Here is a 20,574-nt window from a genome sequence, read left to right on the forward strand (position 1 = left end):
CGACGAAGCGCGCAGCCTCAGGCGGATCAGGGCCGCGTGTGTCTGAGCGAAGCGAGTTTCACGCGGACCCCGCCTGAGGCGAGCACTGCAGGGAAGCCCGAAGGGCCGGCGCAGCGGGGTCGCACAGCCCGCACCGCATACCGGGCGGACCCTCCAACGAAGGCCCCACCCCGACAGACGAAGCAGCTATCGAGTCCGCCCCTGCCGATACATCCCACTGGTGCTTCTAGCCAGCACCGTAGCCTGTCCAAGCCGCGCCATCGAACTCCCCACGTGTGCATGCGTAATGGCAATGCCCAGCGCATCGGCAGCATCGCTCCCGGGCACACCGGGCAACTGAAGCAGTCGCTTGACCATCTCCTGCACCTGAGCCTTCGCAGCGCGTCCATGCCCCGCGACAGCCTGCTTCATCTGCAGTGCCGTGTACTCGGCAACCGTGAGATTGCACGTGACCAGCGCTGTCAAACATGCACCTCGCGCCTGTCCCAGCAACAGCGTGGATTGCGGATTCACATTGACGAACACGATCTCCACCGCAGCCGCATCAGGCTTGTAGCGTTCATTGATCTCGCCGATGCCGTCGAACAGCACCTTCAGCCGTGCCGGCAACTCGCCCTTCGACAGGTGACGGGTGCTGATGGTCCCGCTCGCTACGTAGCGCAGCGAATGGCCATCCACGTCGACCACGCCGAAGCCGGTGGTTTGCAGACCGGGATCGATGCCTAGGATGCGCATGTGATCTTCATGCGTTGAAATACCACCGCACCGCGTGGAAGAACACTGGTGCGGCAAAACAGAGTGCGTCGACGCGATCCAGCAGCCCATTGGCGCCCGTCACGCCCACGCTCCGCTGCCCCCAGTTGGGGATGCCGCGGTCGCGCTTCAGCGCCTTCATCACGAGATGACCCATCGAGCCCGCCGCACAGGCGATCAACGACATCGCCAGCGCCTGCCCGTATTTGAACGGTGTGATGAACGAGAACAGCGCGCCGACGAAGCTCGCGATCACCATGCCCAGTGCCCAACTGGTCCAGTTGAAGCTGCGACTCACATTCGGCGCGAAGGGCGGCTGGAAGAACAAGCGGCGCCTGATGGCACCCAGCCAGCCCTTTGGGGGCTCCGGCATCGGCGCTCCCACTGCCGGCATCGACTTCTTGCGCGACACCAGATGCTGCACCAGCATGCAGGTCTGCACCACGAACACCAGGTAGAACACCAGAAACGCGTTCTTGCCCTCATACCCCGGGAAGGACAACAGCAGCAGCGCCGGCACGTGGCTCATGCCGTAGACGCAAACCATGATGCCCCACTGCAGCTTGGCGTTGCGTTCGAGGAAGTGGCTTGGATCGTCCGCCAGCGCACTCACGACCGGGATCGCGAGGAAGACATACACCGGGATGAATACCGTGAACAGATCGAAGTGTGCGGTCGCCACCAGCCAGAACTGGATCGGCAATACGACAAAGAAAGCCAGGATCAGGCTGCGGTGATCGCCCCGCCGCGTGGGCGACAGCGTGATGAACTCGCGCAGCGCGAGAAAAGAGATCAGCGCGAACAGCAACGTCGCGACAGTTTCGCCCAGCGCCCACCCGATCCAGAACACGACCACCATCACCCACGTCGTGCGCAGCAGCGAGCGGAAATGCCGGAGCTCGCGCTGCCAGATCTCGTCGTGCACGGGATTGCGGCGTTCCCGAAAGCTGAGCATGAACGCCGCGGCGCTCACCACGAACAGAAGCCCGAAAACGATGAAGAACAGGGCCGCGACTTGGCGGGTCGACGAGAGATTGCGCAGGTACTCGTTCATCTTCTAGACATCTCGCAGCGCGATCACCGCCTCGCGCGCCCGATCGAGAAAAGGACGGCGTTCCTCGTCTTCATCCAGGCGAATCGGCGCGCCGAAGGTGACCGAGCACAGGATCGGCACCGGCACCACCTCGCCCTTGGGCATCACCCGCTGGACGTTGTCGATCCAAGCCGGCACCAGCACCACCTCGGGAAACATCTGGGCCAGCGTGAAGAGGCCCGACTTGAACTTCTGCGGCTCGCCGGTATGGCCCCGTGTCCCTTCCGGAAAAATGATGATCGAATCACCGCTTTGCAGGGCCTCGATCAGCGGCTGCAACGGAGCCAGTGCCTCGGCGCTTCCGGGCTGGGCACTGGGCTGCGCCGGTTCCGTGGCGGGCTGCATCAGCGGCAACTCGGTCTGGACAACCCACGGTTCGGCAACGGGCTCGATGGGCGTCAAAGGCGGTGCGTCGTCGAACGATGGTTCGATGCGTTCGTCGTGCACGGGCGCAGGTGGCGCGGGCGGTACCGTCGGGGCGCCACCGCCTCGTTCGACGTAGATGGCGTTGAAGACCTCGGTCGTGATCCATCGCTTGAAGGGACTGGTCGCCCAGTAGTCGCGCGCTGCGATCGGTCGCGTGATGCTGCGCAACTCCTCGGGCAGCGCGGCCCAGATCATGACGAGGTCGAGATGGCTTTGATGATTGGCGAAGTAGATGCGCTGCTCGGCCTTGGGTGGGCAGCCCCACCAGCGCGCTTGTGCGCCGGTCAGCAACCGAATCATGGCCAGCAATCCCCATCCCGTGAACTTGGCGAGCATGAGCGTATTGTGGCTTGTGCAATGTGGCTCGCCCCCAGGTTGGCTCACTTCGTGTAGCCGCCCACCCCCTGCCGGGGGCAACACCAGCGGCCCGGCGAAGCCGGTTCCGCGGTGTTTCACCAACGGGCCTGGCTTTGCCGGCCGCGTCGGGGCGGGTCAGGGGAGTTCCGCGGCTGGCATGCGTGCCGCGATGGTGCTGGAGCGGCTTGCCAGATAGCCTGAGCCTTGGCGGCGTTCGAAGAATTTGGGGCTTGGGAGCATCACCGCAAGTTTTGCTGCTTCGCTGGCGGTGAGGCGCGATGCGGGCTTCTTGAAGTAGTGCTGCGCGGCGGCTTCGGCGCCGAAGATGCCTTCGCCCCATTCCACGTTGTTGAGATAGATCTCCAGGATGCGCTCCTTGCTCAGGAGCACCTCCAGTGCGGTGGCGAGGGCAAGTTCCTGGCCTTTGCGCAGCAGGGTGCGCTCGCCGGACAGCAGGAGGTTCTTGGCGATCTGCTGCGTGATGGTGGAGCCGCCGCGCAGTTGGGCGGGGCGAGGTTCCTTGCCGCGGGCACGCATCTGCGCGGCGCGTCGGGCTGCGAGTTCTTCGGCCTTGGCGTTGCGTTGACGGGCGCGCTCGATCGCCTCCCACTCGACGCCCTGGTGATAGATGAACTCGCTGTCCTCGCTCGCGATCACCGCGCGCTTGAGCGAATCGGAGATTTGCGCATAGGGGACCCAGCGCTGCTGCCATTGGCTGCCGCCGTTGGTGCGGCCTTGCGTCGTGATGCGCCACGCCTCGGAGCGTTGGAATGCCGTGGACTCGGGGTCGATGGCGGCCATCGCCGCAATGCGCGCAATGAAGAAGATCTGCAATGCGAAGGCGGCGATCAGCAGGCAGCCGAGCCAGCGAAGGACCGCTTTCACTTCGCGTCGACGATGGCCCGCAGTTCGGCCAGCACGGGAGTGGTCGGCGGGCGCACGCCGCGCCAGGTCTCGAAGGCTTCGGCGGCCTGCTCGACCAACATGCCGAGGCCGTCGCGCGGCACGGCGCCGTGTTCGCGCGCCCAGTTCATGAAGCCCGCCGCAGCAGGGCCGTACATCATGTCGACCGCAAGGGCGCCAGGTTTCAGCACGGCGGCCGCGACCGGTACCTCGCCGCCGCCCAGGCTCGACGCAGTGGCATTGATCAGCACGTCGAAGGAACCCGGCACGGTGTGAAGCTCTTGCGCCTCCAGCGCGACGTGGTGCTGCAATGCCAACGCCGCGTGGCGCTGCACCAGCGCGATCGCCTTGGCGAGCGTGCGGTTGGCGACCACGAGCCGCCGCGGCCCGGCCTCGATGAGCGGGCCGAGGACGCCCGCGGAGGCGCCGCCCGCGCCGAGCAGCAGCAGTTCGCTGCCCGCGATCGAAACGCCCGCATGCAACGTGACGTCGTTGACGATCCCGATACCGTCGCTGTTGTCGCCGTGGATGCCGTCGTCGCGAAAGCTCAGAAGATTGACGGCCCGCGCCAATGCAGCGCGCGGCGTCAGGTGCTGCGACAACGCAGCCGCCTCGAACTTGAAAGGCACCGTGATGTTGCATCCGCGTGCGGTGCCGGAAGTGTCGGCACGGAAGGCGGCCACGGCATCGGCAAAACCGTCGCGCGGCGCAAGACGTCGGCCGTAGTCCAGCGTCTGGCCGGTCAGCGCGGCGAAGCGCGCATGAATCCACGGCGAGCGGCTGTGCTCGACCGGATTGCCCATCACGCAGTACAGATCCATGGTGCCTCCCTCCGTCATTGTCTGGACGAGAGTTGCGTCTCCAGCGTCTCGTCGTGAGTGAACTTGAAGCGCGACGGCAGCACGATCTGGTCGGTCTGGCGGCGCATCGCGTCGGTGAACTTGCCGAAGCTGCCAATGCTGCGCACGATGGCCTGGGCGCGGCGGTCGAGTGTCCTGTCGCCCGAGCTTTCGACGATTTCGGTTCCGAGGATCGAGCCGTCGAAATTGACGGTCACCAGCATCGTGAGTTCGCCGTAGAGCTTCTTGCCGGCGGCTTCGGGAAAGTTCTCGGTGCCGCGTGCCTCGATCTTGCGGCGCAGCGCATCGACGTAGGTCGCGTAGGCAGCTTCGCGCGTGGCCGGGCTGAGGTAGCGCTTCTTGGGACGTGAGTTTTCCTCGTTCACGCGGCGTTCGATCTCGGCCAGCATGTCGATCAGCTGGCGTCGCTTTTCCTCGCGCGCGGCGGCTTCGGTCGGGTTGCCCTGGCTGCGCGGATCGGGCGCCGGCATGGTGGCCAGTTGTTGCTTGATCTGGGCCAGCAGCATCATCTGCTGGGCCTGCATCGCTTCCACCTGGCGCTGCGCGTCTTCCATCGAATCGCCGATGGCCCTGAAGGCCGAGGGTGGCAGCGGGCTGGTGGCGCGCCCCTTGTCGAGATCGCCGCCGCCGGCCAGCGAGGCCTGCGCGATGGCCTTGGCCTTGTCGGGGCGCTCGTTGGTCCTGGCGTTGACCAGAATGACCTCCAGCGGCGTCTCCTTGAAAACGCGGTTGAATGACTCCGGATCGACGAAGCGCACGGTCAGTAGCGCCGCATGGGCAATGACCGACAGGCCGAGCGCAATCTGCAGCGTGCTGAAGTCACGCAGGTTCATTGATGGGCTTCTCCCCTCATGCGGGCGTGCTCTCCGGTGCGGCCTCGCTGTCGGCGAGGTCCACCGCGATCGCGATGGGACCGGCGACTTCTTCCTCATCCTCGCCGCTCTCCTCTTCGGATACGGCTTCCGCGGCCGTGTCGTCGAGACGCGCGATGACCGTGCCGTGCACATCGAGCGCAATCTCGTCGATCTCGCCGAGCTTGACGCGCACATGCGCGCCGCGCTGAAGGCCCTGCGTGCCGGTCACCTGGAAGACCAGCGGCAATGTGTCCGCGCGCACCAGCGCGCCGTTCGGCACGTCCTTGACCAGGGTCGCCTCGATTTCGGTGATGCCTTGCTGCTCGAGGTACTTGAGCGTCCAGAATCGTTCCATGCCACCCTGGTGCGCGTTGTAGGCGCTGTACGCGGCGTCGAAGCCCGAGAGGATGGAAAACAGATCCGCGTCCTTCGGCTTGAAAGGTGCCGCCAGCGCGGCGGTCTTGCCGTGGCGCGCGGCCGCGATGATCTGCCACTGGTTGACGAGGTCGGTGTAGCGGCGCAGTGGCGAGGTGCTCCACGCGTAGCTCTTCACCCCGAGGCCGGCATGCGGCAGCGCGCGCGTCCCCATGCGAACCTTGATGCCGGGTGCGAGACTCGCCTGGCTGCGATAGAGCCCCGGCACGCCGAGTTCGCCCAGCCAGCCGCCCCAGCTGCTGTTGGCCAGGATCATCGCTTCGGACACGATCAGGTCGAGCGGCGCACCGCGCCGGCGGGTGCTGATCTGCACCTGCTCGTTACCAGTTGGCTCGCCGTCGTTGCCGACGAGGCGGAAGGTGTAGTCCGGCCGGTTGAAGCTCTCGGGCTTGCCGCGGACCACTTCACGCTGAGCCTTCAGTTGCTTGGCGAGACGGAACAGGAAAGACAGCGGCTCGCGCACGCGGGCGGCGATTTCCGGTGTGCCGTCGGCGTTGACGGATGCGTCTTCCAGCCATTCCTGCGTGACGACGGCGTCGAGCTGGTCATGCCGCAGGTTGGCGACGATCGGCACGCGCTCGAGGCGCGTCTCGGTCGACTTCAATGCGAACGTCGCTTCGTCGAAGGTCGCGTAGAGCGAGACCGCCGGGCAGTCGCGGCCTTCCTGCAGGGTGTAGGCCTCGACCACATGGTCTGGCAGCATCGTGATCTTGTGGCCGGGCATGTAGACGGTGGACATCCGCGTGCGGGCCACCTGGTCGATGGCGCTGCCCGGCACCAGCGCAAGGCCGGGCGCCGCGATGTGGATGCCGACGATCACGGTGCCGCTGCCGAGTCCCTGGACCGAAAGCGCATCGTCGATCTCGGTGGTCTGGGAATCGTCGATCGAGAAGGCCTGGACGTCGGCCAGGGGCAGGTCATCGGCGATGTCTGGCGCATTGAGCGTCGGGAAGCCGGTGCCCTTGGGAAAGTTCTCGAACAGGAATCGGCGCCAGTGGAACTCGTAGGAGGACTCGATGGCGCCCGCCTGCTTCAGCAGTTCGAGCGGCGGCCGCTGCGTGGCACGCGCGGCTTCGACGACGGCCTTGTATTCGGGGGCATTCTTGTCGGGGCGGAACAGGATCTTGAAGAGTTGCTCGCGCACCGGCGCCGGGCATTCGCCCGCGGCCAGCTGAGCGGACCATTCGGTGATCTGCGCCTGAATCGCTTTTTTCTTCTCGATCGCGGCCAGCGCCTGCTGGACGATTTCGGCCGGTGCCTTCTTGAAGCGCCCCTTGCCCGCCCGGCGGAAGTAATGGGGCGCCTCGAAGACTGCGAACAGCGCCGCGGACTGCTGGCTGAGCGTCGGATGGGCCTGGAAGTACTCCGTGGCCAACTCGCCGAAGCTGAATTCGCCTTCGGGCGCGAATTCCCAGGCAAGGTCGAGATCGATCCCGGCCGCCAGGGTGCGCGCTTCGGCGAGCAGTTCCGCGGGTGCTGGTTTCTCGAAGCGCAGCACGATGTTGGCGCCCTTGACCTTGACGCGCTTGCCGGTCTCCAGCTCCACCTGTGCCGAGGCATCGGTCTCCGACAGGACGCGGCCGCCGAGGTACTTTCCGGCTTCTTCGAACAAAACAAACATGGCGCGGATTGTCCCACGCAGCGCGGCGCATTCCCGCCGCAGGGCGCTCAGATGGGGTCGAGGAAGGCCAGCACGTCGTCCAGGTGCAAACGCTCGAAGTCGGACAGGGCGTGGTCTTCGCCTTCGATGAGCTTCACGCGGCTGCCGGGGTAACGGGCCGTCATCTCGCGCCAGTCCAGTACTTCGTCGCCCTTGGCGATCACGGCGAACACGCGTTCGGGGTGCTTCAACGGGCCGACTTCCAGGGCGCTCAGTTCGTCGATGTACCCGGGGCGGAAAAGGAAGTGCTCGCCCGGATCGTGCCAAAGCGTCTGGTCGCCGATATATCGGGTCAAGTCGCGTGCGGGATTCACGGCCGGATTGAGCAGCACGGCGCGGCAGCCTGTCATGCCGGAGACATAGGTGGCGTAGAAGCCGCCGAGCGACGAGCCGACCACCGCCATCGTCGCGCGCGGCCATTCCGCGATGCCCTGCATCACGAGGTCGATCGCCTCGCGCGGCGACGGCGGTAGCTGCGGGCACCACCAGTGGACTGCCGGATGTTGTTCGGCGATGCAACGAGCCATCTGGCTCGCCTTGGTCGAACGCGGCGAAGAGCGAAAGCCGTGCAGATAGAGCAGGTGGGTCACGGATGCCATGTGTTCATTATCCGGACGCATGCTTCCAAATGAGTCGTAACAGAGCCCTGACGGCTCTCAGGAGGTGCCGGCGACTGGGATAATCCCGGCCCATGTCGGCCGTATTCCAACAACCCTCGCTCGCGCGACGTCTGTTGCCCGTGTTCCAGGGTTTCGACGGATTTCTTGCTTTCGCCGTGCTGCTCCTGGCCTGCGCGGGCATGCTGACCATGTATTCGTCGGGCTACGACCACGGCACCCGCTTCGCGGATCACGGCCGAAACATGCTGCTGGCCGCTTTCATCATGTTCGTGGTGGCGCAGATCCCGCCGCAACGGCTGATGATCTTCGCCGTTCCGCTCTATACGGTTGGCGTGGGCCTGCTCATTGCAGTGATGCTCTTCGGCATCACCAAGAAGGGCGCGCAGCGCTGGATCAACGTCGGCGTCGTCATCCAGCCGAGCGAGATTCTCAAGATCGCGATGCCGCTGATGCTGTCCTGGTGGTTCCAGCGGCGTGAGGGCCAGTTGCGGCCGCTGGATTTCGTGGTCGCGACCGTGCTGCTCGTGATACCCATTGGTCTCATCATGAAACAGCCCGACCTCGGCACCGCGCTGTTGGTGCTGGCCACGGGGTTGTCGGTGATCTTCTTCGCGGGCCTTTCCTGGAAGCTGATCGTGCCGCCGGTGGTGATCGGCCTGATCGCTGTGTCTCTCATCGTGGGTTTCGAGTCCCAGTTGTGCGCCGATGGCTTCGACTGGCGCATCCTCCATGACTACCAGAAGCAACGCATCTGTACGCTGCTCGACCCGACGAAGGATCCGCTCGGCAAGGGTTTCCACATCATCCAGGGGATGATCGCGATCGGCTCGGGCGGCGTCGGCGGCAAGGGGTTCATGCAGGGCACGCAGACGCACCTGGAGTTCATTCCCGAACGCACCACCGATTTCATCTTCGCCGCCTACTCCGAGGAATTCGGCCTGGCGGGCAACCTGGCCCTGATTGCGTCCTTCATCTTCCTGATATTTCGCGGCCTCGTGATCGCCATGAACGCCCCGACGCTTTTCTCGCGGCTGCTGGCCGGCGCGGTCACCATGATCTTCTTCACCTATGCCTTCGTGAACATGGGCATGGTGAGCGGCATCCTGCCGGTGGTCGGCGTGCCGCTGCCCTTCATCAGCTATGGCGGCACCGCCATGGTGACGCTGGGCCTGGGCCTCGGCATCTTGATGTCGATCTCCCGCGCCCGCCGCCTGATGCAGTCCTGATCGGCCGGCGAAGCCAGGCCCCTTCCAGAAACACCGCGGAACCGGCTTGGCCGGGCCGCCGGTGTTGCCCCCGGCAGGGGGTGGGCGCCCGACACGAAGTGCGGGCAACCTGGGGGCGAGCCTAAAATGCTTCAATGATTTCACGCGAACCTACGATCGAGCGCCTGGCCACGGCGCAGCAACTTCTGCTCACGCCCTTCGGACTCGACGAATCGCACCTTTCGCGTGCTCTCGCCGAAATCACGGCGCACAAGGTGGACGACGCCGATCTCTACTTCCAGTACACGCGCAGCGAAGGCTGGAGCCTGGAAGAAGGCATCGTCAAGACCGGCAGCTTCAGCATCGACCAGGGCGTCGGGGTGCGTGCGGTCAGCGGCGAGAAGACGGCATTTGCCTATTCGGACGACATCTCCGAGGCTTCGCTCCTCGATGCGGCGCGCACGGTCCGCAGCATTTCGGCTGCCGGCCGCACGGCGCGGGTCAAGGCGCCGACGCGCAAGATCGCGAGCAGCCGTTCGCTCTACGGCGGCATCGATCCCATCTCCACGCTCGACAGCACCGCCAAGGTCAAGCTCCTCGAAAAGGTCGAGCAACTCGCGCGCTCCCGCGATCCGCGCGTCGCGCAGGTCATGGCCGGCCTCGCGAGCGAATACGACGTGGTGCTGGTCGCGCGCGCTGACGGCACGCTGGCCGCCGACGTGCGGCCGCTGGTGCGCTTGTCGGTCACCGTGATCGCCGAGCAGAACGGCCGCCGCGAGGTGGGTTCAGGCGGCGGCGGTGGCCGTTTCGGGCTCGCCTATTTCGACGACGCGCACATCGCCGAATACGTGGACCAGGCCGTCAAGTCGGCGCTCACGAATCTTGATTCGCGTCCTGCGCCGGCAGGCGAGATGACCGTGGTCCTCGGCCCAGGCTGGCCCGGCATCCTGCTGCACGAGGCCATCGGCCACGGCCTGGAAGGCGACTTCAACCGCAAGGGTTCGAGCGCGTTCTCGGGTCGGATCGGCCAGCGGGTGGCGGCCAAGGGCGTGACGGTGCTCGACGACGGCACCATCGCCGATCGCCGCGGATCGCTCAACGTCGACGACGAAGGCAATGCCACCCAGCGCAACGTGCTCATCGAGGACGGCATTCTCAAGGGCTACATCCAGGACTCGCTCAATGCGCGCCTGATGAAGGCCAAGCCCACGGGCAACGGCCGGCGTGAAAGCTACGCGCACGCACCGATGCCTCGCATGACCAACACCTACATGCTCGGCGGCGACCGCGTGCCGGAGGAAATCGTCGCCAGCATCAAGAAGGGTCTCTACGCCACCAACTTCGGCGGCGGCCAGGTCGACATCACGAGCGGCAAGTTCGTGTTCTCCGCGAGCGAAGCCTACTGGGTGGAAAACGGCAAGATCCAGTACCCCGTGAAGGGCGCAACGCTGGTCGGCAACGGCCCCGACGCGCTCACCCGCGTCACGATGATCGGCAACGACATGTCGCTCGATTCCGGCGTCGGCACCTGCGGCAAGGAAGGCCAGAGCGTGCCGGTGGGCGTCGGCCAGCCCACTTTGCGCATCGACGGCTTGACGGTCGGCGGGACTGCCTGAAGCCGCCAAACCGTGCTACATTTCACGCCCATGTCCGCCGTCCGCGCTTATTTCTTTGCCTACTTTTGGTTCCCGGTTTCCGGCGGACGAGAGGCGCGCGCGTAAAGCAAGCAGACAAGCAGAACCTCCCAAAACCGCCGGTGCCAAAAGCCCGGCGGTTTTTTCTTGCCCTCACGAAATTCAAGACACCCGAAAAAGGAACGCAGATGAGCTCAAAAGCCGCCCCGCCCAGCGACACCTGGTATGCGAACGTCGAAAAGACCAGCCGGACCGACGACGAACGCATCAAGGACATCACTGTGTTGCCTCCTCCCGAACACCTGATCCGCTTCTTCCCGATCCGGGGGACGCCGGTCGAGTCGCTGATCACCGGCACCCGCCGCGCGATCCACAACATCATGGCCGGCAAGGACGACCGGCTGTTGGTCGTGATGGGGCCGTGCTCCATCCACGATCCGGCGGCTGCGCTGGACTACGCACGGCGCCTGAAGGCCGAGCGCGAGAAGTACGCCGGCACGCTGGAGATCGTGATGCGCGTCTACTTCGAGAAGCCGCGCACGACGGTGGGTTGGAAGGGCCTCATCAACGATCCCTACCTCGACGAGAGCTACCGCATCGACGAGGGCCTGCGCATCGCGCGGCAGCTCCTGATCGACATCAACCGGATGGGCCTTCCGGCGGGTAGCGAATTCCTCGATGTGATCTCGCCGCAGTACATCGGTGATCTGATTGCTTGGGGCGCGATCGGCGCGCGCACCACCGAAAGCCAGGTGCATCGGGAACTGGCTTCCGGCCTGTCCGCGCCGATCGGCTTCAAGAACGGCACCGACGGCAACATCCGCATCGCCACCGATGCGATCCAGGCCGCGGCACGCGGCCATCACTTTCTCTCGGTGCACAAGAACGGGCAGGTCGCCATCGTGCAGACGAACGGCAACAAGGACTGCCACGTCATCCTGCGCGGCGGCAAGGCGCCGAACTATGACGCCGCCAGCGTCGCCGCCGCCTGCAAGGATCTCGAGGCCGCCAAGCTGCATCCCACGCTGATGGTCGATTGCAGCCACGCCAACAGCAGCAAGCAGCACCAGAAGCAGATCGACGTCGCCAAAGACATCGCGGGGCAGATCGCCGGCGGCAGCCGCAGCATTTTCGGGCTGATGGTCGAGAGCCACCTGCACGCGGGCGCGCAGAAGTTCACGCCGGGCAAGGACGCCGTTTCCAGCCTCGAATACGGCAAGAGCATCACTGACGCGTGCATCGGCTGGGACGATTCGACGCAGGTGCTCGACCTGCTGTCGCACGCTGTCAAGAAGCGCCGCCATTAAAGGGCGACGGGCTGCGTGTCAGATCAGCGCAGCCAGTTCCGGCCAGTGGTGCCGCAAAAGCGCGGCCTCGTCGCCGTCGGGCCGCATGAACGAGAAATCGTTGAAATCGAAGCCCGGACCGACAGTGCAACTGACCAGCGTGTAATCGGCCCCATCTTCGGCAGCGATCGGCCGGGCTGCCTGCCACTGGCTTGCCGGCACGGTGTGCTGGGGCCGGGTGCCGTGCACGTCGACAGGGCCCAGTCGCACATGCTTGGGTGGCATGCGTAGCGCCGCGTCGCTCGTCCAGAGCGCAAGCGGTGCGCCTTCCAGGTGAATCCAGACTTCGTCCGACTGCACCCGGTGCCAGCGTGAGTGCTGGTGTGCTTCCAGCAGGAAATAGATGGTCGTCAACGCGTCGCGGGCGGGCCGGCCGTCGTCGGGCTTGACCTGCGCCGCCGACCGAAACATCTCGCGGTACCAGCCGCCCTCGGGGTGAGGCTGGAGATTCAAGGTCTCGATGAGCTGTTGCGCACGCATGGTGCGCATGTTAGCCCCGCACCCGACTCAATCCGACGCGTTCAGCGCCGAAAGCAGCTTGCCGTGAACGCCGCCGAAGCCGCCGTTGCTCATGCACACGATGTGGTCACCGGGGCGCGCGGCCGCAATCACATGCGCAACGAGTGCGTCGATGTCGCCGGCCACCTGCGCCCGTGCGCCCATGGGAGCGAGCGCCGCCGCGGCGTCCCAGTCCAGCCCGCCGCTGTGGCAGAACGACAGGTCGGCCGCTTCCAGGCTCCAAGGCAGCTGTGCCGCCATGGTTCCCAGTTTCATGGTGTTGCTGCGTGGTTCGAAGACCGCGAGGATCCGATCGTCGTTCTTGCCGTCGGCGTCCAGCTTCTGGCGCAGACCATCGAGCGTGGTCCGGATCGCGGTCGGATGGTGGGCGAAATCGTCATACACCGTGATCGCGCCTTGCCGGTGGTTCACGGTGCCGCGCAACTCCATGCGGCGGCGCACATTGCGGAAGCTGCCCAGTGCGTCCGCCGCAGCGGCAGGCGCCACGCCCACGTGTTCGGCCGCAGCGATGGCGGCCAGTGCATTCATCTGGTTGTGCAAGCCGCTCAGCGCCCATTCGACGCGGCCGACCGGCGCGCCGTTGCGGAGCACGTCGAAGGCATCGTGCGAGCCTCGCGCTTGCCATTCGCCGCCGGCGCCGAAGCGGGCGAGTTCGCTCCAGCACCCCTGCGCCAGCACGCGCTGCAGACTTTCCTCGGTCGCGTTCACGACGATGCGGCCAGTGCCCGGGACTGTGCGCACGAGGTGATGGAACTGCCTTTCGATGGCCGCGAGATCGTCAAAGATGTCGGCGTGATCGAATTCCAGGTTGTTCAGGATCGCCGTACGCGGACGGTAGTGGACGAACTTGCTGCGCTTGTCGAAGAAAGCGGTGTCGTATTCGTCGGCTTCGATCACGAAGGGCACGTCGCTGTCGCGCCCGAGCCGGGCAGACACGCCGAAATCGAGCGGCACGCCGCCCACGAGAAATCCGGGGGCCAGGCCGGCGCGCTCCAGGACCCACGAAAGCATCGACGTCGTGGTCGTCTTGCCATGCGTCCCGGCGACCGCCATCACGTGACGGCCCTGCAGCACGTGCTCCGCCAGCCATTGCGGACCGCTGGTGTAGCTCGCGCCAGCATCGAGGATCGCTTCCATCAGCGGAAACTTCGGCGAGCCGTCGGGCAGGCGGAGGCGTGAAACCACGTTGCCGACCACGAAAACGTCGGGATTCAAGCCGAGCTGGTCGGCGCCGAAACCCTCGATCAGGTCGATGCCGAGGGCGCGCAACTGATCGCTCATCGGCGGATAGACGCCGGCATCGCAGCCGGTCACCCGGTGGCCGGCTTCGCGCGCCAGCGCCGCGACACCTCCCATGAAGGTGCCGCAGATGCCGAGAATGTGAATGTGCATCGGCCGATTCTAGGGATGCTGGCGCTCCGGTCTTCTGCGCCTGCCCTACTGGGGGCAAAATGACCCGATGGATGAGTCCAAGCAGGAAATCGCCGCTGCCGCAGCCCGCCTCGTCGTCGAAGAGGGGCTGGAGTATGGGCCTGCCAAGCGCCGCGCACTGCGCGACCTGGCCTTGCCTGCGCGTACCGCGTTGCCCAACAACGATGAGGTCGAGGCCGAGGTGCGGGACTATATCCGGCTCTATTGCGCAGACACGCAGCCCAAGGAACTGCACGCCTTGCGTGTCCTGGCGCTGGAGTGGATGGAGCGCATGGCCGAATTCAGGCCGCATGTCGGCGGCGCCGTGTGGCACGGCACGGCCACGAGACTTTCGGATATCTATATCCAGCTCTTCTGTGATGACTCGAAATCGGCCGAGATCGCGCTGATCGACCATCACGTGGACTATGAACCCCGCATGGTCACCGGCTTTCACGGAGAGCAGGTCGAGGCGCTGAGCGTTCACGCGGCGAGCCGGGTGCTGGGAGAGGAAATCGGTGTCCATCTGCTGGTCTACGACCTCGACGACCTTCGCGGCGCGCTGAAGCACGATGCCCAGGGGCGTGTGCCCCGCGGCAATCTTGCCGCGCTCAGGCGATTGATCGAAAAAGAAAAGGAAAGCGGATGACTTCCAGCCCGACTCGTCGCGGCTTGCTTTACGGTGGCGTTGCCGCGGTCGCGGCCGCCGCCGGAATTGGCGGCGCTTACTGGCGAAGCAAGGCCGCGCACGGCGCTGGCGAGCGACTGGATGACGCGTTCTGGTCTCAGCGATTCGACCGGCCCGAAGGCGGCGAACTTGCGCTCGATGGGCTGCGCGGCAAGCCGCTTCTCGTCAACTTCTGGGCGACGTGGTGCCCGCCTTGTGTCGAGGAAATGCCGATGATTGATGCCTTCTTTCGAGAAAATGGCGCCAACGGTTGGCAAGTGATTGGATTGGCAATTGATCAGCCCAGTGCTGTCCGCAAGTTTCTCGACAAGACGCCCGTCAGCTACCCCATTGGACTGGCTGGTTTACAGGGCACAGAGTTGGTCAAGCAACTCGGCAACACGTCGGGGGGGCTACCCTTCACGCTGGTGATCGACGGCACCGGCGCAGTGGCGGCGCGTAAAATGGGCAGGCTGGACCCAGGCGATCTGCAAGCTTGGCGGCGCGCATAATTTCACGGCTAGAATCCAGCCCCACAAATCAGGCAGATGGCGTTGAAACGCCGAAAAAGGCCGATTTTCAGGCGAGTTAAGTTCTAATAAGCGGCAAAGCCGACGCTGGAGTCCCATGGATCTACGCAAGCTCAAGACACTGATCGATCTGGTGTCTGAATCCAACATTTCCGAACTGGAAATCACCGAAACGGAAGGCAAGGTCCGAATCGTCAAGGGTGGCATCGCCGCACCTGTCCAGTACGTGCAAACCGTAGCTGCGCCAGCCGCCGCACCCGCGATCGGCACGGCTCCCCCACCTGCTGCGAGCCCCGCGCCGGCAGAAGCGACAGCCACCGGCCATGCGGTCAAGTCCCCGATGGTCGGCACCTTCTACCGTTCCTCGAGTCCGGGCGCTCCCGCATTCGTCGAGATCGGCACCCAGGTGAAGGAAGGCGACACCGTCTGCATCATCGAGGCGATGAAGATCCTCAACGAAATCGAGGCCGACAAGGCCGGCACTGTCACCCAGATCCTCGTCGAGAACGGCCAGGCGGTCGAATACGGCCAACCGCTGTTCATCATCGAGTGACCATGTTCAAGAAGATCCTGGTCGCCAATCGCGGCGAGATTGCCCTGCGGATCCAGCGCGCCTGCAGCGAGCTCGGCATCAAGGCCGTGATGGTGTATTCCGAGGCCGACCGAGATGCGAAGTACGTCAAGCTGGCCGAAGAGGCCGTTTGCATCGGTCCCGCGCCATCGTCGCAGAGCTATCTGAACATGCCCGCGATCATCTCGGCTGCCGAAGTGACGGACTCCGAGGCGATCCATCCTGGCTATGGCTTCCTGAGCGAGAACGCGAACTTCGCGGAGCGCGTCGAGCAGAGCGGCTTCCAGTTCATCGGGCCCACGCCCGAATCGATCCGCCTCATGGGCGACAAGGTGTCCGCAAAGCAGGCCATGATCAAAGCCGGCGTCCCCTGCGTGCCGGGCTCGGATGGTGAACTGTCGGACGACCCGACCGCCAACAAGCGCATCGCGCGGGCGATCGGCTACCCGGTCATCATCAAGGCCGCGGGCGGCGGTGGTGGGCGCGGCATGCGCGTGGTCCACACCGAAGCGGCGCTGATCAACGCGATCCAGATGACCAAGGCGGAAGCCGGCGCGGCCTTCAACAATCCGGCCGTCTACATGGAGAAGTTTCTCCAGGACCCGCGCCACATCGAAATCCAGGTGCTGGCTGACAAGCACAAGAACGCTGTCTACCTCGGCGAGCGCGACTGCTCGATGCAGCGGCGCCATCAGAAGGTGATCGAGGAGTCGCCCGCCCCGGGCGTTCCGCGCAAGCTCATCGAGAAGATCGGCGAGCGCTGCGCGGCTGCGTGCAAGCGGATCGGCTACCGCGGCGCCGGCACGTTCGAGTTTCTCTACGAAAACGGCGAGTTCTACTTCATCGAAATGAACACGCGCGTGCAGGTGGAGCATCCGGTCACGGAATTCACCACCGGCATCGACATCGTGAAGACGCAGATCATGGTGGCGGCCGGTGAGAAGCTGCCGTTCACGCAGCGCCAGATCGAAATGCGCGGCCACGCGATCGAGTGCCGCATCAATGCCGAAGATCCCTACAAGTTCACGCCGTCGCCGGGCCGCATCACGATGTGGCATCCGCCCGGCGGCCCCGGGGTGCGCGTGGATTCGCACGTCTATACCAACTACTTCGTGCCGCCGAACTACGACTCGATGATCGGCAAGATCATCGTGCACGGCGACACGCGCGAGCAGGCGCTTGCGCGCATGCGCACGGCGCTGAACGAAACGGTGATCGAAGGCATCCAGACCAACGTGCCGCTGCATCGCGAACTGATGGTCGACGCCAAGTTCATGAGCGGCGGCACCAACATCCACTATCTCGAAGAGTGGCTGGCTGCGCATAAACGTTGATCTCCCCCAGGTTGGCTCACTTCGTGTAGCCGCCCACCCCCTCGCCGGGGGCAACACCAGCGGCCCGGCAAAGCCGGTTCCGCGGTGTTTCACGAATTGGCCTCGCTTCGCTGGCCGGCCGGGGGCGCGCCGGATGCCCGGGCCAAACAATTGAGAGGAGCTTCCATGTTTGAACTTCGTCTGCTTGCGCCGGAGGACAGCGTCGAGGACGTCAGCGACGCGCTCGATGCGCTGGATGCACTGAGCGTGTCGGTTGAAGATGCCGATGCACAGACCGATGCCGAGCAGGCGTTGTTCGGCGAGCCGGGCATGCCTCCGCCCAAGGAGGGTTGGCAACGTTCTCGCGTGATCGCCTTGTTTGCCAACGAGCAATTGGCGCGGGAAGCGGCGTCGGTGCTGGCCGCACAGGACTTCTTCGATGGGTGCAGCGTGCTGGGCGTTGTCGACGTGCCGGAGCAGGACTGGGTTCGGTTGACGCAGTCGCAGTTCTCGCCCGTGGAGATCACGACCGAGTTCTGGATCGTTCCGACTTGGCACGAGCCGCCGGCGCAGGCGAAGCAGGTCATCCGGCTGGATCCGGGGCTGGCTTTCGGCACCGGAACACATCCGACCACGCGCATGTGCTTGCGGTGGACCGCGTCGCAGGGGAGTCTGGCTGGGCGTCGCGTGCTCGACTACGGCTGCGGTTCGGGCATCCTCGCGATCGGGGCGGCAAAGTTCGGTGCGGTTGATATCGATGCGGTCGACATCGACGAAGCAGCGGTCGAATCGACGCGACTCAATGCCGAGGCGAACAGCGTGCGCCTGAACGCAGGGCTGCCTGAAGCGTCAAGCGGCCTCTACGACATCGTGCTTGCGAACATTCTCGCGACCCCGCTCAAGGTGCTGGCGCCGCTGTTGTGCGGCCATGTGGCACCGGGCGGAGCGCTGGTCCTGGCCGGCATCCTCGAGCGCCAGGCCGACGAGCTCAAACTGGCCTATGCACCCTATGCGTCGCTCGAAGTGAGTGACAGCGAGGATGGCTGGATCTTGATGACCGCAAGAATCTAGCTCGCCCCACCGGCGGCCCGGCAGAGTCGGTTCCGCGGTGTTTCACGAACCGGTTTGCAACGCGAGCAAGCCGAATTGGATGGGTGCCACCCCTACAATCTTCGCCACATGAGTCTGGTCACCCGCTGTCCTGCGTGCGCCACCACTTTCAAGGTGGTGAGGGACCAACTTCGCATTTCGGATGGATGGGTGCGTTGCGGCCGCTGCAGTGAAGTGTTCGATGCGACCATCGAACTGCACGACACGGATGCCCCGGCGCCTGAGCCGGCCGCTGACGAATCATCTTCGCCGGCCGCGATCGTTCACGACGTCGAATCCGAGGCTGCACTGGCGTCGCAATCGGAACCGCAAGTACAGCCCGAGTTGCAGACGGAGGGTGAAGAAGAGGCCCTGCGGGACGAAGCGGAGGCGGACTTTTTCGATGACGAGCATGAACCGTCGAATCCGGACATCGAGGAGCCGGACGTTGCCGACGACCACGATACCTTGCCCCTCGCCGCCGTTGCCTCCGACCATCACTGGCCCGATCCGGAAACACTGACGTTGGAGGACGAAGGCCGCATTGCCGTGCGACCGCCGCTTCCTCCTCCACTTTCCTTTCCGGACATCGACCTGAGTTTGTCGTCGCCCGTGGCGGCGCCTGCGCCTGCGTCCGAGCCTGTCCAGGCCGACTCAGACGCAGCCTTGGCGCAAGATGCCGCTGCCGATGTGCAGCTTCAAAAAGCATTGCGAAGGGCGCATGCCAAATCCGCCAAGATCGCGAAGGCCAAGGCTCGCGAGCAGAAGGAAAAGGCTGCGGCCGTCGAAGCCGCGCCAGTCATCCTTGCCGCCAGCGAACCGGAGCCCAGCGCGGCGAATGTGTCTGACATGGCGTCGCTTTTCGGGGCGGAGGAAACGGGAGGCTTCTGGCAGCGGGTCGCGGTGCGGCGCTCGATGGGGGTGCTCGCGATCCTGGCTGCCGTGTTGCTGGTGGGGCAGATGCTCTATCAGGAGCGCGACCTGATCGTCGCTCGCCAACCAGCGGCTCGTCTGCCGCTCGCGTCGATGTGCAAACTGCTGGGCTGCGAAATCTCGGCGCTGCGCCAGATCAACGACATCAAGGTCGATGGCGCTTCGTTCGCGCGCGGCAAGAACGACGAGGGCTATCAACTCAGCTTCACGCTTCGCAACGCCGCCGACGTGCCGCTCGCCATGCCCGCGGTCGAGCTGACGTTGCTCGATACGCAGGAACGGGCCGTGGTGCGGCGCGTGCTCATGCCCTCCGAATTCAGCGCACCGGTCGTGCTGCCGGCGCGCGCAGAGCGTGCGGCATCGCTCGCGTTGAAACTCACCGGGCCCGAGGTCCAGGCCTTGCCACCCGTCGCCGGTTTTCGGCTGGAGGCGCTCTATCCCTGAGCGCCGCATGCCTTTCCATTCAATTCAACCTACGGTTCATCATCCATGGCAGCAGTGATATGCGGTTCTCTCGCGTTCGACACGATCATGACTTTCGAAGGCCGGTTCGCCGACCAGATCCTTCCAGATCAATTGCACATCCTGAACGTGTCGTTCCTGGTGCCCGGCTTGCGGCGCGACTTCGGCGGTTGCGCCGGCAACATCGCCTACAGCCTCAATGCGCTCGGCGGCACGGCATTGCCCATGGCAACGGTCGGTAGCGACGGCGCCGACTATCTGGAGCGCCTGCGCTCGCTCGGCATCAGCACCGAGTTCGTGCGGCAGGTCAGCGACACCTTCACCGCGCAGGCGATGATCATGAACGACCGTGACAACAACCAGATCACGGCGTTCCATCCAGGCGCGATGCAGCAGGCTCACATCACGCGCGTCACGGCGCGCGAGGACATTCGCCTCGGCATCGTGGCGCCTGACGGCCGCGAAGCCATGCTGCAACACGCCGAGCAGTTCAAGGCCGCCGATATTCCCTTCGTGTTCGATCCGGGCCAGGGCCTGCCGATGTTCGACGGCAAGGAACTGGCGCACTTCGTGGACCTGGCCAGTTGGGTCGTGGTCAACGACTACGAAGGAAAGATGCTTTCGCAGCGCATCGGCTGGAGCCTTGCCGAGATTTCGAAGCGCGTGCGCGGCCTCGTGATCACCCTGGCTGCGGAGGGTTGCGAGGTCTGGATCAATGGTGACCGCGAGCATGTGCCGGCGGTGAAGCCGGAGGCCGTGATCGAGCCCACGGGCTGCGGCGATGCATGGCGCGGCGCGTTGCTGTTCGGTTTGGAGCAGGGCTGGTCGCTCGCGCGCTGCGCTGCGCTGGGCAATCAGTTGGGCGCGCTTAAGATCGCGCAGCGCGGTCCGCAGAACTACAAGATCGACCGCAAGGCGCTCGGCCTCTGACCGA

General features: G+C 65.0%; 20 protein-coding genes. 10 read left to right on the forward strand and 10 right to left on the reverse strand.

The features are described 5' to 3' along the window. Nucleotides 1–186: 186 nt before the first annotated feature. From ruvC to AC1DN9_RS19590, 8 genes are all read right to left on the reverse strand, one after another. On the reverse strand, nucleotides 187–735 hold the full coding sequence (gene ruvC / locus AC1DN9_RS19555) for a crossover junction endodeoxyribonuclease RuvC (RefSeq protein ID WP_478103042.1): 549 nt from the start codon (nucleotides 733–735) through the stop codon (nucleotides 187–189). Nucleotides 736–742: 7 nt separating this feature from the next. Continuing rightward, nucleotides 743–1,807, reverse strand: coding sequence for a phosphatidate cytidylyltransferase (locus AC1DN9_RS19560; RefSeq protein ID WP_478103043.1), 1,065 nt, complete (start codon nucleotides 1,805–1,807; stop codon nucleotides 743–745). Between the two features lie 3 nt (nucleotides 1,808–1,810). After that, nucleotides 1,811–2,608 (reverse strand): lysophospholipid acyltransferase family protein, encoded by a 798-nt coding sequence (locus AC1DN9_RS19565; protein WP_478103045.1) that lies wholly within the window; start codon nucleotides 2,606–2,608, stop codon nucleotides 1,811–1,813. Between the two features lie 156 nt (nucleotides 2,609–2,764). Further along, nucleotides 2,765–3,514: a monofunctional biosynthetic peptidoglycan transglycosylase gene (gene mtgA, locus AC1DN9_RS19570; protein WP_478103046.1), complete on the reverse strand. Its 750-nt coding sequence runs from the start codon at nucleotides 3,512–3,514 to the stop codon at nucleotides 2,765–2,767. Continuing rightward, the gene (aroE, locus tag AC1DN9_RS19575) at nucleotides 3,511–4,353 is read right to left on the reverse strand and encodes a shikimate dehydrogenase (RefSeq protein WP_478103048.1); all 843 of its coding nucleotides are present in this window, start codon (nucleotides 4,351–4,353) and stop codon (nucleotides 3,511–3,513) included. The genes mtgA and aroE overlap by 4 nt, the downstream gene beginning before the upstream one ends. 14 nt (nucleotides 4,354–4,367) lie before the next feature. Continuing rightward, entirely contained in the window at nucleotides 4,368–5,225 is an 858-nt protein-coding gene (locus AC1DN9_RS19580; RefSeq protein WP_478103049.1) for an energy transducer TonB, read from the reverse strand. Between the two features lie 16 nt (nucleotides 5,226–5,241). Further along, nucleotides 5,242–7,302, reverse strand: coding sequence for a ribonuclease catalytic domain-containing protein (locus AC1DN9_RS19585; RefSeq protein WP_478103050.1), 2,061 nt, complete (start codon nucleotides 7,300–7,302; stop codon nucleotides 5,242–5,244). A 47-nt stretch (nucleotides 7,303–7,349) separates the two neighbouring features. Then, nucleotides 7,350–7,940, reverse strand: a complete 591-nt coding sequence (locus AC1DN9_RS19590) for a YqiA/YcfP family alpha/beta fold hydrolase (protein WP_478103051.1) — start codon at nucleotides 7,938–7,940, stop codon at nucleotides 7,350–7,352. A gap of 92 nt (nucleotides 7,941–8,032) precedes the next feature. Here AC1DN9_RS19590 and rodA point away from each other — a divergent pair, with 92 nt between their 5' ends. The 3 genes from rodA (at nucleotide 8,033) to AC1DN9_RS19605 (ending at nucleotide 12,107) form a co-directional block, all read left to right on the forward strand. Then, nucleotides 8,033–9,187, forward strand: a complete 1,155-nt coding sequence (gene rodA, locus AC1DN9_RS19595) for a rod shape-determining protein RodA (RefSeq protein WP_478103053.1) — start codon at nucleotides 8,033–8,035, stop codon at nucleotides 9,185–9,187. Nucleotides 9,188–9,321: 134 nt separating this feature from the next. Beyond that, nucleotides 9,322–10,782, forward strand: a complete 1,461-nt coding sequence (gene tldD / locus AC1DN9_RS19600) for a metalloprotease TldD (protein WP_478103054.1) — start codon at nucleotides 9,322–9,324, stop codon at nucleotides 10,780–10,782. A 206-nt stretch (nucleotides 10,783–10,988) separates the two neighbouring features. Next, nucleotides 10,989–12,107 (forward strand): 3-deoxy-7-phosphoheptulonate synthase, encoded by a 1,119-nt coding sequence (locus AC1DN9_RS19605; RefSeq protein WP_478103056.1) that lies wholly within the window; start codon nucleotides 10,989–10,991, stop codon nucleotides 12,105–12,107. 18 nt (nucleotides 12,108–12,125) lie between these two features. Here the strand turns inward: AC1DN9_RS19605 and AC1DN9_RS19610 are convergent, their stop codons facing one another. Further along, on the reverse strand, nucleotides 12,126–12,626 hold the full coding sequence (locus AC1DN9_RS19610; RefSeq protein ID WP_478103057.1) for a cupin domain-containing protein: 501 nt from the start codon (nucleotides 12,624–12,626) through the stop codon (nucleotides 12,126–12,128). Between the two features lie 27 nt (nucleotides 12,627–12,653). Next, on the reverse strand, nucleotides 12,654–14,057 hold the full coding sequence (gene mpl, locus AC1DN9_RS19615) for a UDP-N-acetylmuramate:L-alanyl-gamma-D-glutamyl-meso-diaminopimelate ligase (RefSeq protein WP_478103059.1): 1,404 nt from the start codon (nucleotides 14,055–14,057) through the stop codon (nucleotides 12,654–12,656). 67 nt (nucleotides 14,058–14,124) lie between these two features. Between mpl and AC1DN9_RS19620 the strand changes: the two genes are divergently transcribed. The 7 genes from AC1DN9_RS19620 (at nucleotide 14,125) to AC1DN9_RS19650 (ending at nucleotide 20,570) form a co-directional block, all read left to right on the forward strand. Next, the gene (locus AC1DN9_RS19620) at nucleotides 14,125–14,724 is read left to right on the forward strand and encodes a hypothetical protein (RefSeq protein WP_478103060.1); all 600 of its coding nucleotides are present in this window, start codon (nucleotides 14,125–14,127) and stop codon (nucleotides 14,722–14,724) included. Next, nucleotides 14,721–15,254, forward strand: coding sequence for a TlpA family protein disulfide reductase (locus tag AC1DN9_RS19625; protein WP_478103061.1), 534 nt, complete (start codon nucleotides 14,721–14,723; stop codon nucleotides 15,252–15,254). The genes AC1DN9_RS19620 and AC1DN9_RS19625 overlap by 4 nt, the downstream gene beginning before the upstream one ends. 115 nt (nucleotides 15,255–15,369) lie before the next feature. Then, nucleotides 15,370–15,825 carry an acetyl-CoA carboxylase biotin carboxyl carrier protein gene (gene accB / locus AC1DN9_RS19630; RefSeq protein ID WP_478103063.1) on the forward strand — a complete coding sequence of 152 codons (456 nt, stop codon included), beginning with the start codon at nucleotides 15,370–15,372 and terminating at the stop codon, nucleotides 15,823–15,825. A gap of 2 nt (nucleotides 15,826–15,827) precedes the next feature. Continuing rightward, on the forward strand, nucleotides 15,828–17,177 hold the full coding sequence (gene accC / locus AC1DN9_RS19635; protein WP_478103065.1) for an acetyl-CoA carboxylase biotin carboxylase subunit: 1,350 nt from the start codon (nucleotides 15,828–15,830) through the stop codon (nucleotides 17,175–17,177). Nucleotides 17,178–17,342: 165 nt separating this feature from the next. After that, nucleotides 17,343–18,227 (forward strand): 50S ribosomal protein L11 methyltransferase, encoded by an 885-nt coding sequence (prmA, locus tag AC1DN9_RS19640; RefSeq protein WP_478103066.1) that lies wholly within the window; start codon nucleotides 17,343–17,345, stop codon nucleotides 18,225–18,227. 108 nt (nucleotides 18,228–18,335) lie between these two features. Next, complete coding sequence (locus AC1DN9_RS19645; protein ID WP_478103068.1) at nucleotides 18,336–19,622, forward strand: zinc-ribbon and DUF3426 domain-containing protein; 1,287 nt, start codon at nucleotides 18,336–18,338, stop codon at nucleotides 19,620–19,622. Nucleotides 19,623–19,667: 45 nt separating this feature from the next. Continuing rightward, on the forward strand, nucleotides 19,668–20,570 hold the full coding sequence (locus AC1DN9_RS19650) for a carbohydrate kinase family protein (RefSeq protein WP_478103069.1): 903 nt from the start codon (nucleotides 19,668–19,670) through the stop codon (nucleotides 20,568–20,570). Nucleotides 20,571–20,574: the final 4 nt, after the last annotated feature.

This window comes from Variovorax sp. 05L425 (assembly GCF_056397705.1).